This is a genomic window from Bordetella genomosp. 7, assembly GCF_002261265.1.
GTDB lineage: Bacteria > Pseudomonadota > Gammaproteobacteria > Burkholderiales > Burkholderiaceae_B > Bordetella_A.
The window spans coordinates 85,703-102,381 of record NZ_NEVK01000008.1; the positions used below are offsets into that span (position 1 = coordinate 85,703).

Annotated in this window: 14 protein-coding genes; 7 read left to right on the forward strand and 7 right to left on the reverse strand. The window is 65.3% G+C overall.

The features are described from left to right. Positions 1-109 precede the first annotated feature (109 nt). Positions 110-937 (reverse strand): AraC family transcriptional regulator, encoded by an 828-nt coding sequence (locus CAL19_RS16280; RefSeq protein WP_094797406.1) that lies wholly within the window; start codon positions 935-937, stop codon positions 110-112. Between the two features lie 119 nt (positions 938-1,056). On the opposite strand from CAL19_RS16280, the gene CAL19_RS16285 reads away from it, so the two are divergent. Then, the gene (locus CAL19_RS16285) at positions 1,057-2,001 is read left to right on the forward strand and encodes an alpha/beta fold hydrolase (RefSeq protein WP_094797407.1); all 945 of its coding nucleotides are present in this window, start codon (positions 1,057-1,059) and stop codon (positions 1,999-2,001) included. 64 nt (positions 2,002-2,065) lie between these two features. Here the strand turns inward: CAL19_RS16285 and CAL19_RS16290 are convergent, their stop codons facing one another. Together CAL19_RS16290 and CAL19_RS16295 are read right to left on the reverse strand one after the other, a co-directional pair. Further along, positions 2,066-3,310 carry an MFS transporter gene (locus CAL19_RS16290; RefSeq protein ID WP_094797408.1) on the reverse strand — a complete coding sequence of 415 codons (1,245 nt, stop codon included), beginning with the start codon at positions 3,308-3,310 and terminating at the stop codon, positions 2,066-2,068. Between the two features lie 22 nt (positions 3,311-3,332). Continuing rightward, positions 3,333-4,841, reverse strand: a complete 1,509-nt coding sequence (locus tag CAL19_RS16295) for an FAD-dependent oxidoreductase (RefSeq protein ID WP_094797409.1) — start codon at positions 4,839-4,841, stop codon at positions 3,333-3,335. Positions 4,842-4,891: 50 nt separating this feature from the next. Here CAL19_RS16295 and CAL19_RS16300 point away from each other — a divergent pair, with 50 nt between their 5' ends. Beyond that, positions 4,892-5,377, forward strand: a complete 486-nt coding sequence (locus tag CAL19_RS16300; protein ID WP_094797410.1) for a MarR family winged helix-turn-helix transcriptional regulator — start codon at positions 4,892-4,894, stop codon at positions 5,375-5,377. Between the two features lie 63 nt (positions 5,378-5,440). Here the strand turns inward: CAL19_RS16300 and CAL19_RS16305 are convergent, their stop codons facing one another. After that, positions 5,441-8,467 carry an FAD-binding and (Fe-S)-binding domain-containing protein gene (locus tag CAL19_RS16305; protein ID WP_094797411.1) on the reverse strand — a complete coding sequence of 1,009 codons (3,027 nt, stop codon included), beginning with the start codon at positions 8,465-8,467 and terminating at the stop codon, positions 5,441-5,443. A gap of 26 nt (positions 8,468-8,493) precedes the next feature. Next, positions 8,494-9,249, reverse strand: a complete 756-nt coding sequence (locus CAL19_RS16310; RefSeq protein ID WP_038852733.1) for a GntR family transcriptional regulator — start codon at positions 9,247-9,249, stop codon at positions 8,494-8,496. A gap of 205 nt (positions 9,250-9,454) precedes the next feature. On the opposite strand from CAL19_RS16310, the gene CAL19_RS16315 reads away from it, so the two are divergent. From CAL19_RS16315 to CAL19_RS16335, 5 genes are all read left to right on the forward strand, one after another. Beyond that, positions 9,455-10,660 (forward strand): pyridoxal-phosphate-dependent aminotransferase family protein, encoded by a 1,206-nt coding sequence (locus CAL19_RS16315; RefSeq protein ID WP_026641447.1) that lies wholly within the window; start codon positions 9,455-9,457, stop codon positions 10,658-10,660. Positions 10,661-10,807: 147 nt separating this feature from the next. Further along, the gene (locus CAL19_RS16320) at positions 10,808-11,827 is read left to right on the forward strand and encodes a Bug family tripartite tricarboxylate transporter substrate binding protein (RefSeq protein ID WP_094797412.1); all 1,020 of its coding nucleotides are present in this window, start codon (positions 10,808-10,810) and stop codon (positions 11,825-11,827) included. Positions 11,828-11,842: 15 nt separating this feature from the next. Beyond that, a complete protein-coding gene (locus tag CAL19_RS16325; RefSeq protein WP_026641445.1) occupies positions 11,843-12,358 on the forward strand; it encodes a tripartite tricarboxylate transporter TctB family protein in 516 nt (171 codons plus the stop codon). Between the two features lie 21 nt (positions 12,359-12,379). Further along, a complete protein-coding gene (locus CAL19_RS16330; protein WP_026641444.1) occupies positions 12,380-13,930 on the forward strand; it encodes a tripartite tricarboxylate transporter permease in 1,551 nt (516 codons plus the stop codon). A 178-nt stretch (positions 13,931-14,108) separates the two neighbouring features. Further along, positions 14,109-14,978 (forward strand): alpha/beta fold hydrolase, encoded by an 870-nt coding sequence (locus tag CAL19_RS16335; protein ID WP_094797413.1) that lies wholly within the window; start codon positions 14,109-14,111, stop codon positions 14,976-14,978. A gap of 19 nt (positions 14,979-14,997) precedes the next feature. Here the strand turns inward: CAL19_RS16335 and CAL19_RS16340 are convergent, their stop codons facing one another. Continuing rightward, positions 14,998-15,396 carry a nuclear transport factor 2 family protein gene (locus CAL19_RS16340; protein ID WP_026641442.1) on the reverse strand — a complete coding sequence of 133 codons (399 nt, stop codon included), beginning with the start codon at positions 15,394-15,396 and terminating at the stop codon, positions 14,998-15,000. A 38-nt stretch (positions 15,397-15,434) separates the two neighbouring features. Further along, on the reverse strand, positions 15,435-16,664 hold the full coding sequence (locus CAL19_RS16345; RefSeq protein ID WP_094797414.1) for an NAD(P)/FAD-dependent oxidoreductase: 1,230 nt from the start codon (positions 16,662-16,664) through the stop codon (positions 15,435-15,437). Positions 16,665-16,679 lie beyond the last annotated feature (15 nt).

Below are 16,679 nucleotides of genomic sequence, written 5' to 3' on the forward strand. Positions count from 1 at the left end.
ACGATCACCCTGCCCGGAGCGACGTGGATGTCCCGCGACAGACGACATCCTTGGACGGCGCGCAACGCGCGCCGAATAAGCCAGTAGAAGCCCGATTCCAGTCGACGAACTAGTTGGCCCGCGCCTCGGCCTTCCATTCCCGAGGCGACCTGCCCGAATGCGCCTTGAATGCGCGCGATAGCGCGGCTTCGCTGCCGTAACCCACCTCGGCCGCGATGATCTTCAACGGGCGTCCGCGCTGAAGCGCCTTTTGCGCAAGCCGGACGCGCCAGCTTTGCAGGTACTGCCCGGGCGTGATGCCCACGGTGTCGCGAAAGGTGGTGGCAAACACGCTGCGCGACATGCCGGCCGCCTCGGCCAGCGAATCCAGCGTCCATTCCTTCGCGGGCGCTTCGTGCATGGCCACCAGGGCATTGCGCAGGCGCGCATGCGCCAGGCCCGACAGCAGGCCGCCGCGTACTTTGCCGGTTTCCATCAACTGGCGCAGCACCTGAATCATCACGACTTCGAACAGACGTTCTACCAGCGCGACGCGCCCGCACCGCTGTTCCTGCGCCTCGTCGAACAGCACGGCCAGCACGGGCGCTGCGCCATCGATCTCTTCAAGCGGCAGGCACACCAGGTCCGGCAAGGCTGCGGCGATGGGGTTGTAGGCGCCCCCCTCGAACGACAGCGTGGCGCCCACCATGTCGGCGCCGGGTTCGGGCGCGACGACGAAGCCCGGGTTGGGCAACCTTGAAATAAGCAAGAGGCTGGGCCGCTCGACGCACAAGGCCTGCTGGCCATATCGAAAATCCACCCGGCCGCTGCGCACCAGATGCAGTTGGCCGTGAAGGTCGTTGCTGCGCGCAGCGATGAAGCCCGGGGCGGCGCCTGCTCCGTACACCTTTGCGCTTACGGGGAAATGCGCCATCAGCGCAGCGAGCCGGTCGGCCATATCGTACTCGTGATCAAGTTTTCAGAACTTTACATCACCAATGGTGTTGCCGGGGCCTGCAGAATACGCCTTACCCAAGCAGCAAACACCACATCAACCCCTTTACAGGAATCAACGCCATGAATGCTACCACCCGCAACCTTGTCGCCGGCGTGCTCGCCGCCACCTTGCAATCGGGCGTCGCCGCGCAAGCCGGCACCCCGGCCGAAGTCGCGGCGCAAGCCACCGTGCAAGGCAACTACGTCGTCACCGCCGACGGCGTGCGCCTTTACTACAAAGACTGGGGCCCCAAAGATGGCCCGGTCGTCACGCTGAGCCATGGATGGCCGCTCAGCTCCGATAGCTGGGAATCGCAGATGCTCTTCCTGGCCGAGCAGGGCTACCGCGTGGTCGCGCATGACCGCCGCGGCCATGGCCGATCGAGCCAACCCTGGGACGGCAACGATATGGACCATTACGCCGACGACCTGGCCGCCGTGATCCAGGCACTGAACCTGAACAACATTACCGCCGTGGGCTTCTCGACCGGCGGCGGCGAGGTCGCCCGCTATATCGGACGCCACGGCACAGACCGCGTAAAGAAGGCGGTGCTGGTCAGCGCCGTGCCGCCGTTGATGGTGAAGACGCCCGACAACCCCGGCGGCGTGCCGATTGAAGTGTTCGACGGGCTGCGCAAAGCGTCGCTGGATAACCGCTCGCAGCTGTACCTGGACGTGGCGTCGGGCCCGTTCTATGGCTTCAATCGCCCGGGAGCGAAGGCCTCGCAAGGGCTGATCAACAGCTGGTGGTCGCAAGGCATGCAGGCCGGCCACAAGAACACCTACGATTCCATCGCGGCGTTCTCGGCCACTGACTTCCGCGCGGACCTGAAGAAGTTCGACGTGCCTACGCTGGTGATCCATGGCGACGACGACCAGATCGTACCGCTGGACATCTCGGGCAAGGCGTCAGCCGCGCTGGTCAAGGGCGCAAAGCTGATCGTGTACCCGGGCGCACCGCACGGCCTGACCGACACGCACAAAGACCGCTTCAACCAGGACTTGCTGGACTTCTTGAAGCAGTGAACGTCGGGCGCGGCATGCCGGCTGCGGGGCAAGCCCCTGCAGCCGGCCCGTAACAACCCGATAGTCAGGCCCGCATATCCTGCCTGGCGGCGCGGGCAGCGGGAAGCCCCGCGAAAGCAGCCGCCGCGCCTGCCACCGCCACGCCCACCGCAAGGCCTATCCACGCGCCATGCAGCGCATGGCTCAACAGAAGCCCGCCTACAACGGGCGAAGCAACATCGGCGACGGCGATCAGGGCTTGTGCCGCGCCCAGCATCGCCCCCTGGCGCGGCAGCGGCGTTCGCACGGACAGGGCGGCCAGGTAGGTAGGTTTGGCGATGGCGTCTCCGATACTGACGCACAGCACCGCGAAAACGAGCACGGGTATGGTGCCGGCCAGCCCCAGAACCACGAAACCGGTGCCGAGCAAGGTAAATATCAGGACGATCAGGCTCCTGTCGCTGAACCTTGCTCCCAGCCAGCCCAGCAGCGTGAACTGCACCAGCACATTGACCGCCCCATCGGCCATCATCAAATAGCTCAGTTGTTTCGGCCCGAAAGGATGGCCGTTCCAGACAAACGTGTCGGCCAGAAAAACCGGCACCTGCGAGGTGTACATGCCGAAGGCAAAGAAATGGCACATCATCACCGCGAGCAGAATGCGGATGGCCGGCGCCCGCAGGACCGACGCAATCGAGCCGCCGGCTCGATTGGCCTGGCCAGGCTCTGCCGGCGCGGCGTGCCCGTCGTCCAGCCCGTACGTCGCCGCGCACAGCGCCAATAGCGTCAGCACCAGAGCTGCATATATGGGCGCGTTCAGCGACACATCGGAAAGCAGGCCGGACAGGCCCGCACCGACAATGCCCCCCAGCCCGACGCTACCTGTCAGTATGCCGATAGCCTGGCGCCGATGGTCGGGATGGGACCGCTCCGCAACATAGGCCGCCGCTGCCGAAAGGTTTCCCGCGGCGGTGCCGAATAGCGCGCGAGCCAGTAGTACGCACAGCAGCCCCGGGGCAGCCGCCAGCAACAGCAGACTTGCCGCCGCGACAACCTGGGTGCCCAGCAGGACACGCTTGCGGCCATAACGGTCGGACAGTTGGCCGATAAGCGGCGCGAAGACGAACTGGCTTAGCGCTTCAATGGCAAAGACTACGCCGAGCATCAGCGCAGAGCCGCCCATTTCCCTGACATAGAACGGCAGTACCGGCAGCACCGCGGCCATGCCGGCCCCGTACATGCAGACGATAAAGCCCACGATGGCAACAGTGCGCCACGGGATGGCCTTGTGGCCCGGGCGGTGCTCGCCCGCCTGCATGCATGCGGTCATGTTGGGTACTCTGGTGTGCGTCTTAGTCTGCGCGGGCAGCGTACGCCGGCATGGCCATGCGGCGCAGGTAAGCGTCGAGCTCGGCAAGGCGGCCGGCATGGGCGATGGCCGCCACGTAGCCGTCAGGCCGCACCAGCACACAATCGCCGGGCGCCAGGCCGTATGCGTCCTGGACATGGCTCCATGCGTCGACCGTGTCGCCGTCAGGGCCGACATGGCGCACGCGCAGCCCAGCGCGGGTAGCAAATGCGCCGAGCCGCGCCTGGTAAGCCAGCAACGTCCAGTGCGTACCCTGGAACAGTTGGAACAAGCGCGTCGGCTGGCCCGATGCGCCGCGTACAGGCGCATCCGGTGCGCGGTCGCCTGCGCGCAGGCCGTGGATGCGCGCAGGCAGTTCCAGGGCAAGCGCGGAATCGCGGTAGCCAATATCCAACTGGCGCACCTCGCGGCCGCGCCGCATGTCGCCGTGTTGCTGGGCCTGTAGCAATCGAGTGGAAAGGCCCAGCATGGATTCGGCTACCGGACGCCGCTCGGCCTCGTAGGTATCGAGCAACGCCTGATCCGCTCCTTTCAATACTGCCGCGAGCTTCCAGCCCAGGTTGTAGGCGTCTTGCACACTGGTGTTCAGGCCCTGGCCACCCGTGGGAGGATGCACATGCGCGGCGTCGCCCGCCAGAAACACCCTGCCCGCGCGATACTGGCCCGCAAGCCGCGCGCTCATTTGATAATCGGACGCCCACGATACGGACTGGACCTTGATGTCATCGCGCCCGCTGCGCTCGGCCACGAGAGCGGCCAGCCCGTGGCCCGTAAGATCCACCGGCGCATCCGAGGCGACGGCGGCCTGAACCTGGAAAAGCCCGGTGCCCGCCAGCGGGCAGATGGCCATCATGCGATGCCTGTCGCCCATGTTGAACTGGTGCCAGGCGTCGCGGCCCAGGCCCGACAGGATCACGTCGGCCACGATGGCGCGCGCTCCCAGCGACCTGCCCGCGAAGGGCACGCCCAGTGCGCCGCGCACGTAGCTGTGGCCGCCATCCGCGCCGATCAGGTAGCGGACCCGGACGGTCGTGTCGCCCCCGGCGCTGTGCACGCGCGCCGTGACGCCGTTGGCGTCCTGATCGAACCCGGTCAGCTCCGTGCCCCATTCGACCTGGTGCCCTAGTTCGGCCAGCCGGTCGCGCATGACGCGTTCCGTGAGAAACTGCGGCACCATCAGCGCAGACGGGTGCGGTTCGGCCGCCGTAGGTTCGACGCGTTCGGCGATATCGGCGTCGAACCAGCTGCCGTCGTCGCGGTACGTGCGCGCGGGCGGATAAATGCCGCCCGCCGCGAACAGGGCGTCGAGTATGCCCAGGTCTTCGAATATTTCCTGTGTTCGCGGTTGTATTCCCTTGCCGCGCGAGCCGGGAAAAGGCGTGGCGCTTTTTTCGATCAGCCGGAAGGGTATGCCCCTTCGGGCGAATTCCAGGGCCAGCGTCAAGCCCGTGGCGCCGGCGCCGCAGACCAGTATGTCGGGGGACGAATGCATGGTCGTCTCGTGGTAGATGTGTGTATTATGCACACGATAGGAGCAATACTATGGCATCGCGAAAAAATGTGCAAGATACACATATATCGGCGCAGATGAAGGCGCTGCATGGGGCGCTTATCAGCATCGCAAGCACGCTGAACCGGCCCCAGAATGACGAGAACATGATCCAGAAGGCCGGCATACGGCTGGATCGCGCCCTGTTCTCGGTGCTGGTCAGCATCGAGCGGCTTGGGCCGGTAGGTATCGTGGAGCTGGCCGATCGTACCGGGCGCGACTACACCACGATCAGCCGCCAGGTGGCCAAACTGGAAAGCCTGGGGCTGGCACGGCGCCACGAAAACGCGCAAGACCGCCGCATCCGCGAGGCGTTGGTCACACCCGAGGGCAAGGCGATGACGGATCGCATCGACGCCGCACGAGAACGCATGGCCCGGACGATATTCAAAGACTGGACCGCTGACGAAATCGGCAGCTTCGTCGCTCAGTTGCGCCGCTTCGCGGACGCCCTGGAAAAAGAAGCGCAGCGCTCATGATCAAACGGGTTGCGACGCGCCGTGCGCCCGACGTGTTGCGCCGCGCGCGCAAGACCCCAGGCGTCAGCCGGCCAACGCCCTGTGCAGGACGCGCGCCACATGCTCGGCCTTCATGCGCGCGTCCGCCCGGGTGCCGTCGGCAATCTGGTGCCGGCAACTGGTGCCGTCGGCCACCAGCAGCGTATCGGCCCCGGCGTTGCGCACCGCGGGCAACAGCGACAGTTCGGCCATTTTCATGGACGTGTCGTAATGCGAAGCCTCGTAGCCGAAGCTGCCTGCCATGCCGCAGCAACTGGATTCGATCAGCTCCACTTTCAGTTCAGGAATCAACCCCAGTATCTGCTGCACCGGCCTGACCGCGTCGAAGGCCTTCTGGTGGCAGTGCCCGTGCAGCAGCGCCCGCTTTTGCGGCAACGGTTTCAGCTTCAGGTTCAAGCGCCCCGCTTTCAGCTCGGTGGATAGAAACTCTTCGAACAGGTAGGCATGCCGCGACAACGCCTGGGCATCGTCGCCCAGGCCCATGACCAGGAACTCGTCGCGCAGGGTCAACAGGCACGACGGTTCCAGGCCCACGATCGGCACGCCGCGTTCGACAAAGGGTTGCAGGGCATTGACCACGCGGCGGGCTTCGGCCCTGGCCTGATCGACCATGCCCGCCGCCAGATACGTGCGGCCGCAGCACAGGGGCCTCCGCGGTTCGGCATCGCCGGGCGCGGGCGCGGCGACGTGCACACGGTAGCCGGCCGCCTGCAGCACTTGCTGCGCGGCACGAGCATTGTCCGCCTCGAAGTAATTGTTGAAGGTGTCCGCGAACAGCACCACGTCTGCCGTGTTCGAGTCGGCGGACTTGGCGTGGCGGGTGAAGACATCGCTGCTCCATTGCGGCAGCGTGCGCTGCGCGGAAAAGCCCAGCAGCCGTTCGGACAACCGCGCCAGCCCGGGCAGCGCGTCGCGCAGGTTCAGCAAGAACGGCACGCGGCTGGCCCAGGGCGCCCAGCGCGGCAGCGTAGCGACCATCTTGTCTTTTAGCGCCAGCCCGCGCTTCTGCCGCCATTGGTTCAGGAACTCGATTTTCATGCGGGCCATGTCGATGCCGGTGGGGCAGTCGCGCTTGCAGCCTTTGCAACTGACGCACAGGTCCATGGTGGCGCGCATTTCGTCGGACACCAGCGCATCGGGGCCCAGCTGCCCCGACAGGGCCAGCCGCAGGGTATTGGCGCGCCCGCGCGTCAGGTGCTGTTCATCGCGCGTGACACGGTAGCTGGGGCACATGGTGCCCGCATCGAACTTGCGGCAATGGCCATTGTTGTTGCACATTTCCACGGCCTTGCCCAGCCCATGGGCAGGGTCTCCGCCAGTGCCGGGCGCGGTCAGCGTCTCGGTGGCGGGGTCGCTGTTCACGTTCCAGGCCGACCAGTCCAGCGCGGGCTTCAGCGCAATGACCTGGTATTCGGGCTTGAAGCGGAACAGCGTGCGATCGTCCATGCGTGTGCTGCGCACGATCTTGCCCGGGTTCATTAGGCGGTCGGGGTCGAAGGCGTCTTTGATTTCTTCGAAGGCGCGCGTCAGCCGGGGGCCGAACTGCCACGCCACCCACTCGCTGCGCACCAGCCCGTCGCCGTGCTCGCCGGAAAACGCGCCCTTGTAGCGCCGCACCAGCGCCCCGGCCTCTTCGGCGATGGCGCGCATCCGGGCCGCGCCGTCGCGGCGCATATCCAGGATGGGCCGGACGTGCAGCGTACCCACCGATGCATGCGCATACCACGTGCCCTTCGTGCCGTGCCTGGCGAACACCTCGGTCAGCTGGCTGGTGTATTCGGCCAGGTGCTCCAGGGGCACCGCACAGTCTTCGATGAACGACACAGGCTTGCCGTCGCCGCGCATGCTCATCATGATGTTCAGGCCGGCCTTGCGCACGTCCCACAACGCCTTTTGCGCGGCCGCGTCGGGCATTTCGACCACCGACCCCGGCAGGCCCAGGTCGCCCATCAGTTCCACCAGCCTGGCCAGGTTGGCCAGCTGGTCTGCATGCGACTGGCCCGCGAACTCCACCAGCAGGATGGCCTCGGGTTCGCCGATGAGCGCCTTGTCGATCACCGGGCGGAAGGCCGGGTTGCCGCGCGCCAGGTCTATCATCGTGCGATCCACCAGTTCGACCGCACAGGGCCCCAGCCCCACGATATGGCGGGTCATGTCCATGGCCTGGTAGAACGTGGGAAAGTTCACCACGCCTAGTGCCTTGGCAGCGGGCAGCGGCGACAGCTTCAGGGTGATGCCGCGCGTGTAGGCCAGCGTGCCTTCGCTGCCCACCAGCATGTGCGCCAGGTTGACCTGCCCGTCGGCCGTATAGGGGCGCGGGCTTTGCGGGTGAAAGATGTCCAGGTTGTAGCCGCCCACCCGGCGCAGCACGGCGGGCACCTTGCCCGCGATTTCGTCGCGCTCGCGCGCGGCAATGTCGGCCAGCCGGTCCATGATGGCGCGCACGCGCGGCGGCGCGTTGCCCATGCGGCTGGTGTCGGTGAACGTGGCCGCCGTGCCATCGAGCAGCAAGGCATCGATGGCCAGCACGTTGTGCACCATGTTGCCATAGGCGATGGATCGCGACCCGCAGGAATTATTGCCCGCCATGCCGCCCAGCGTGCACTGCGCCGATGTGCTCACATCCACCGGGAACCACACGCCATGGGGCTTGAGCCAGGCGTTCAGGTGATCCAGCACGATGCCGGGCTCCACCGTGACGGTCATGGCTTCCAGGTTGAAATCAAGGACGCGGTTCAAGTACTTGCTGTTGTCGATGACCAGCGCCGCGCCCACCGTCTGCCCGCACTGCGATGTGCCCGCGCCGCGAGCGAGCACCGGCACGCCCATTTCGCGACACAGCCCCAGCGCCGCGGCGACATCATCGGCCGACCGCGGCACCAGCACGCCCACCGGATCCACCTGGTAGATGGATGCATCGGTGGCATAGCGCCCCCTGGCGCCCCGCTCGAACAGCACTTCGCCCTGTGTGGCGCCCTGCAATCGCGCGGCCAGTTCCAGGTGCAAGGGGTTCAGTTCGGCATGCAGGGGCGGGGGCAGGGGCGCGTTCATAAGCCTTTTGAACAGAGAGTGGCGGGTCAGGCGGCATCCGACGGGTCTGGCCCATCGGCGCCGTCGGCGGACTGAAGGTGCTCTAGCACCGCTTCGCACTTGCGCCGCAGGTGCTGGCGCAGTATGTGGGCTAGCCGGGGACCGTCTCGCGAGGCCAGCGCATCGGCCATTTCCAGGTGTTCCTGCATGGCCTTGTCCCACTTTTCGAGGTTCAGGTTGGAACGGAACCGCAGGTTCTGCAGGCGCAGATTGATGTTGGTATATACCTGCGCCAGCAACTGGTTGTGCCCTGCCGCATTGATCCGGTCGTGGATGACCCGGTTCAAGTGGTAGTACGCCGACAGGTTGCGTCGGGCGTGGCATGCCTGCATTTCGAACGTCAGCGCCTTGATCTCGGCGATTTCCTGGTCGCTGATGCGCTCGCAGGCCAGTTCGCCGGACAGGGCTTCCAGCGCGCCCATCACTTCGAAGCTTTCGCGGACATCGTGCTGGGACAGCGCCACCACATGCGCGCCGCGGTTGGGCTGCATGCGTACCAGCCCTTCGGCCGACAACAGGCGGAAGGCCTCGCGCAATGGTGTGCGCGACACCTGCAGGCGGTCGCACAAGGCGCGTTCATTCAAACGCACGCCCGCGGCCAGTTCGCCCTCGATGATCATATTGCGCAAGCGCTCGGCAATCGCGGCCGGCAGCGTGCGCCGGTCTACCGCCGCAGACGGGGGGATGGCTTCGGATGCGGAAGGGACCGCCGGGGTATGCAGGCTCACGGGCTCGATCTTCATTGGTATACAAAGTGGCAAGGGCGCATATCGTCGCCGGATTGGCCCCCGCGCCGCGTCGTGGCGTTGGAGCCGCCCCATTTTAATGGCTGCTTCCTTTCCAGAAATTGCTGTGCCGCCGCATTGAATCTGCTTGCAGAACTGCTTGTTTAGTGCGTATTCTTCCCCACAATTGGTATTTTGTATACCAAATTCTCAGGAGCTCAACATGCAGCCGTTGTACTCGCACCCTTCCGGTCGTCACTTCCTGCAGATTCCGGGGCCCACCAATGTGCCCGATCGCGTGCTGCGAGCCATAGACCACGCCACCATCGACCATCGCGGCCCGGAATTCGGCGAGTTGGGCAAGACGGTGCTGGCCGGCATGAAGAAGGTGTTCAAGACCGACGGCGACGTCATCATCTACCCGTCATCGGGCACCGGCGCCTGGGAAGCCGCCCTGGTCAACACCCTGTCGCCCGGCGACAAAGTGTTGATGGCCGAAACCGGCCATTTCGCCACGCTATGGAAAAAAATGGCCGAGCGCCTGGGCCTGCAGGTCGAGTTCCAGGATGGCGACTGGCGCCACGGCGCCGACCCCGAGCAAATAGGCAGGCGCCTGGCGGCGGACCCGGGCCACGAGATCAAGGCGGTGTGCGTGGTGCACAACGAAACCGCCACGGGCGTGGTCAGCAACGTGCCGGCGGTGCGCAAGGCCATCGACGCCGCCGGGCACCCTGCCCTGCTGATGGTGGACACCATCTCGTCACTGGGGTCGCTGGACTACCGCCACGATGAATGGGGCGTTGACGTCACCGTGTCCGGCTCGCAAAAGGGCATGATGCTGCCGCCAGGGCTGTCTTTCAATGCAGTCAGCGCCAAGGCCCTGAAGGCTGCCGATACGGCCCGGCTTCCCCGTTCGTACTGGGACTGGAAAGAAATGCTGGCGATCAACCCGCGGGGTTATTTTCCGTACACGCCCGCAACCAACCTGCTCTACGGCTTGCGCGAAGCGCTGGACATGCTGTTTACCGAAGGTCTGGACAACGTGTTTGCGCGCCACCAGCGCCATGGCGAGGCCACCCGCCGCGCCGTGCGCGCATGGGGCCTGGAGATTCTGTGCGCGCGGCCCGAAGAATACAGCCCCGCCCTTACCGCGGTGATGATGCCCGACGGACATAGCGCCGACGCCTTGCGCAAGACCGTACTCGACCATTTCAACATGTCGCTGGGACAAGGCCTGAGCAAGCTCTCGGACAGGGTTTTCCGTATCGGGCACCTGGGCGACTTCAACGACCTGACGCTTTGCGCCACCTTGTCGGGCGTGGAAATGGGCCTGAAGAAGGCCGGCGTGCCGCATCGCGCGGGCGGCGTGCAGGCGGCCATGGACTATCTGGCAGAGACCAGCCGGCCCTGCCCGGCGCAAGCGACGTAAGCGCGTACGGCCGGGCCGCAAGCGTAGCGCGGCATCAACAAGGAAGTCCGCAGCAAGGGGAGCAACAACAGGACTAGCAGTACAGGAAGGCTCGAACCAGGCGTACCGATACCGGGCGTCCCCGTGACACCACCGGAGGAGACACACATGAAGCACCTGACTCAAAGACTGTCGAAGAAAACCTGCTTGATCGCATCGCTGGCCGCACTGGGCGGCCTTGCGGCTGTGCCGGCCCAGGCCTGGGAACCTACGCGGCCGGTAGAAATCATCGTGCCGGCCGGCGCGGGCGGCGCATCGGACCAGATGGCGCGCACGCTGCAAAGCATCATCCTCAAGCACAACCTGATGAAGCAATCGACGCTGGTGCTGAACAAGGGCGGCGCCAGCGGAGCCGAAGGCATCATGGACACCAAGGCGTCGTCCGGCAACCCGCACAAACTGATGGTGGCGTTTTCCGCCATCTACACGCTTCCCATTGCGGTGAACCTGCCCTTCAACTGGCGCGACCTGAACCCCGTGGCCATGATCGCGCAGGACGAATTCCTGCTGTGGACCAACTCGGAAGAGCCATACAAAACCGCCGCTGAGTACCTGGATGCGGTGAAGGCCGCGCCGCCGGGCAAGTTCAAGATGGGCGGCACGGGCGCCAAGCGCGAAGACCAGATCATTACGGTGGCGCTCGAAAAAGCGGCCGACGTGAAGTTCACCTACGTGCCCTACAAAAGCGGCGGCGAAGCGGTGACCCAGCTTGTGGGCAAGCACACCAACTCCAACGTCAACAACCCCAGCGAGAACATCGCCCAGTGGCGCGCCGGGCAAGTCAATGCCTTGTGCGTGTTCTCGAATGAGCGCATGACCTTCAAGGACAAGATCACCAAGGATCAGTCCTGGGCCGACATTCCCACCTGCAAGGAAGAAGGCTATGACGTGCAGTACCAGATGCTGCGCGCGTTCTTCCTTCCGCCGGAAACCACGCCCGAGCATGCGGCCTACTACGCCGACCTGATCAAGAAGATCAGCGAAACCCAGGAATGGAAGGATTACCTGGCCAAGCAGGCGCTCAAGGGCGACTACCGCACCGGCGAAGCTTTCGTGAAGTTCCTGGAAGAGGACGAAGCCAAGCACAAGACCCTGATGCAGGAAGCCGGCCTGGCCGCGAAGAAATAAGCCGAGGAGCGCAGGATGGATCAACAGCAAGCGCAGGGCGGCGCGTCGTCGGGCGGGCTGACACACAGCACGGTCGACGCCATAACCGCAGTCGTGTTCTTCATCATCGGCGCGGTGATGATGGTGGACAACCACCGTATCGGCACCAGCTGGGCGGCAGACGGGCCGGAAACCGGCTATTTCCCGTACCACGTGGGAATGATCATCTGCCTGGCCAGCGTGGCGGTCTTCGTGAAAGCGGTTTTCGGCAAGAACCGCAACCGCGAAGTGTTCGTCACCTGGAACCGGTTCCGCCTGGTGCTGCTGGTGCTGCTGCCCACTGCCGTGTATGTGCTGTTGATCCAGTTCCTGGGCATCTACGTCGCATCGACGCTCTTCATTGCCGCGTTCATGCGCATCCTGGGCAAGATCTCCTGGCTGAAGACGCTGCTCGTCAGCGTGGGCGTGAACGTACTGCTGTTCTGGATGTTCGAGGTCCAGTTCCTGGTGCCTTTGCCCAAGGGGCCGCTTGAAGCCCTGTTTGGCTACTGATCCGGCAACGGGAGACCGCAAGTGGATGAACTGAACGCGTTATTCCATGGCTTTGGCACCGTCCTGAGCTGGTACAACCTGGCCATGATGTTCATCGGCCTGGTGCTGGGCGTGATCATCGGTGTGCTTCCCGGGCTGGGCGGCCCCAACGGGGTGGCCATTCTGCTGCCCCTGACCTTCACCATGCCCCCCACGTCGGCCATCATCATGCTGTCGTGCATCTACTGGGGGTCGTTGTTCGCGGGGGCCATCACCTCGATCCTGTTCAACATCCCCGGCGAAACGTCATCGGTGGCCACCACCTTCGACGGCTATCCGCTGGCGCAGCAGGGCCGGGCCGGCAATGCGCTGACGGCATCGTTCACCGGATCGTTCTTCGGCGCCCTGTCGGGCGTGCTGCTGATCACCTTCCTGGCGCCGCTGGTGTCGAAGTTTGCCCTGCGGTTCGGCCCGCCCGAGTTCTTCGCGGTGTTCCTGCTGACCTTCTGCAGTTTCGTCGGCACCGACAAAAAAACGCCCTTCAAGACCATTATTTCCATGATGGTGGGGTTTGGGCTGGCCGCCATCGGCATGGACACCATCAGCGGCAGCCTGCGCATGACTTTCGGCTGGTCCGAGCTGTTGCGAGGCGTCGATTTTCTGGTGGTCGTGATCGGCCTGTTCGGCATAGGCGAAATCCTGGTCAGCATGGAAGAAGGCCTTAAGTTCGAAGGCAAGAACGGCCGCATCAACCTGAAAGTGGTGCTGCAGACCTGGAAAGAAATGCCCCGGTACTGGATGACGCTGGTGCGCAGCACGGTGGTCGGCTGCTGGATGGGCGTGACGCCCGGCGGCGCCACGGCGGCGTCGTTCATGGGCTATGGCCTGGCGCAGCGTTTCTCGCGCAATGGCCACAAGTTCGGCACCGGCCAGATTGAAGGTGTCATCGCCCCCGAAACCGCTGCCCATGCCTCGGGCACGTCGGCGCTGCTTCCCATGCTGGCGCTGGGCATCCCCGGCTCGGCCACCGCGGCGGTATTGCTGGGCGGCCTGATGATCTGGGGCCTGCAGCCCGGCCCGCTGCTGTTTGTGGAACAAAAAGACTTTGTATGGGGATTGATCGCCAGCATGTATCTGGGCAACTTCGTCGGCCTGCTCATCGTGTTGAGTACGGTGCCCCTGTTTGCCGCGATACTGCGCATTCCGTTTGCCATCGTGGCCCCCATCATCATCGTGGTGTGCGCCATCGGCGCCTACTCGGTCAACAATGCCATGCTCGACGTGTGGTTCATGTTGCTGTTCGGGGTGATCGGCTATGTGTTGAAAAAGCTGTCGTACCCGCTGGCGCCCATGATCCTGGCGCTGGTGCTGGGCGATCGCATGGAAGACGCCTTCCGCCAGTCCATGCTGGGGCCGGGCACCGGGCTGCACGTGTTCTGGTCCAACGGGCTGGTGGGCACCATCACCACGCTGGCGCTGATCATGCTGGTATGGCCCTTGGTGCAGGCGCTGTGGCGCCTGGCGCGCGGACGGGGCGGCGGTGGCGCCAACGGCGCGGCCGTCGGTCACACGGGCGAAGAACTGCCGCGCTGAGCGTCGCGCCCTGGTTGTAAGCTGTATCGAGACGTACCCGTCGGTGTATCCCGGTAGTCAACGCGGGGCGGGCGGCACACAATAAACCCATGCCGCCCCCGGCGCGCCTTTTCTGGCTCGCCGCCCACCCGCCGCGCATGCGTCTTCGCGCATGCCTGCCCACTACGGGAGCCCGCCCATGGATAGCCAGGTGCGCCATTGCCGCCGCAACATCAACGGTATCGATATCTTCTATCGCGAGGCCGGCCCGCCCCGCGCCCCCGTCGTGCTGCTTCCGCATGGCTACCCATGTTCTTCGTACGAATTCCGCAATCTGATGCCCAGGCTGGCCGACCGGTGGCGCCTGGTGGCGCCCGACTTTCCCGGCGCGGGGCATAGCGCCACACCAGACGACTTCGACTACAGCTTCGACGGCTACGCGGCTTTTCTGGACAGTTTCGTGCAGGCCCTGGGCCTGGACCGCTTCGTGCTTTATCTGCATGATTTCGGCTCGCCCATCGGCGCCCGCCTGGCGATCATGCGGCCTGGGCGCATCGTTGCCCTGGTCATCCAGAACGGCGATATCCCCTACGAAGACGCGCTGGGCCCCAAGTACGCCGACATCGAGGCCACCTGGAACCTGCCCGAGCCCGACATGCGCCGGGCCATCGCCGGCAGCATTACCGAAGATATTTTCAAAGAAGAGTTCCTGAACGCAGTACGCCCGGACATCGCGCAGCGCATACCGCCCGACCTGTGGAAGCTGCACTGGCTGCTGATGACGCCGCGGCGCAAAGAGGCCGCCATCGACCTGATAGCCGGCCTGAAGCAGAATCGCGCCTGGTTTGCGCGCCATCGCGAATATCTGGCCCGGCACCGCCCGCCCACGCTGATAGTGTGGGGGCCGCAAGACCACTACATGCCCGAGGCCTCTGCGCGCGCGTACCTGCGCGACCTGCCGGATGCCGAGCTACACCTGCTGGACGGCGGGCACTGGCTGCTGGAAACCAACCTGGACGAAGTAACCGCGTTGATGCGCGAATTTCTGGAACGGGTGCATCCGGGATAGCCGGGCCCGCGCTGCGCGCTTATTCCGGCGGCATCACCCTGCGGCTGTCTTTGCGCCAGATGCGCCAGGCCCCGTCTTCGTACACCAGGTCGTCCGTCGAATCACGAATGCCCAGCAGCTGAGGCACGGATACGCCCGGGCGTGTTTCGTAGGCAGTCATGTAGAAGCGGACCCGCGCCCGGCCGGGCTCCGCGCTTTCGACGCGCAGGTTGCTGACCACGTGCGCAGTGGCCCGCTGGGGGTCGCGTTGCTCCAGCGCCTTGAGCACCGCATCACGGCCCTTGAGCTCGGCGCCTTGCCGCACCCAGGTGCCGTCGCGGGCCATCAGCGCCGCCGCCTGTTCATGGTTGCGCGTGTCCAGCGCGCTGAAGAACTCGCATACCACCGAGGCCAGGGCGTTTGTGTCCGGCGTATTCATACTTGCTTCCTGTCAGTGAAAAATAAAACGGTATGTCGTCAGCCCGCGACGGCCAGCCTGGCAACTTTTTCAAGCGGGGTCGACAGATCGGCCAGGCCGTCGCGATCCAGCAGCGTCCCCTCGGCGATATGCCGCCGCAAGAACCGCAAGTCGCGCGGCGCATTGATGCCCAGCCCGAACAACAGGCGGCCACCATCGTCCAGCGCGATATGCGTCTGGCGCAGGCCATCGTGTGCGCGCACCACCCAGTCGGCGGCGCATGCTGCATCGCCCGCCATCTGCATCAGCACGTCGTACTGCTGCGACCAGAAGAACGGCACCGGGTCGTAATGCACGGGCTTGCCCAGGATGGCCTGCGCCGCCGCGATGCCCTGGTCTTGTGCGTTCTGCCAGGATTCGAGCCGCCGCAGCGATCCGTCGGGCCGCCGCAGCACGGCCACGTCGCCAGCGGCATAGATGGCCGGGTCCGATGTGCGGCAATGCGCATCCACCACAATGCCGCCCTGGCATTCAAGCCCGGCGGCCACGGCAAGTTCGTCATTGGCCTTGAGGCCGGCTCCCACCACCACGAAGTCAGCCTGCTGCTCGTTCGCATCGGTAAACACCGCCGTGCAGCCGCCCCGTTCCCCCGGCCGCAGGGCCGTAACGCTCACGCCCAGGCGCACGGACACGCCCCGCGAGGCGTGCAGGCCGGCCAGATAGCTCGACAGTGACGCCGGGGCGCTGCGCGCGCACAGGCGTTGCGACATCTCGACGAGCGTCACCTCGCAGCCCGCATCCCGGGCGGCCGCGGCCACCTCCAGGCCTATCCAGCCGCCGCCCACAACCAGGACGCGCGCGCCGGTTTGAAACCTGCCGCGCAGGCGGCGCGCGTCGGGCAAGGTTCTTAACGTATGCACGCAGTCCAGCTCGAACCCGGGCACCGGCGGCAGGTAGGCGCGCCCGCCGGTGGCGAGCACCAACGCGCCATAGGCCAGCGTTGCGCCCGACGCCAGCGCTACCGTGCGGGCGTCCCGGTCGATACGCACGGCCGCATCGCCGCCTATCCACTCGACCTGCAAGGCGGCAAATTCCTCGTGCGCAATCAGGTAGGGCATGCACGGCGGTTCGGCCTGCAGTTGTTCCTTGGACAATGGCGGCCGTTCGTACGGAGGATCTTGCTCATCGCCGCACAGTACGATGCCGCCGCCATAGCCCTCGTTTCGCAGCGTGCGCGCCACCCAGGCCCCCGCCTGGCCCGCGCCGATGATCAATACGGATTGCGTCATGGTTGTTTCCGTAAG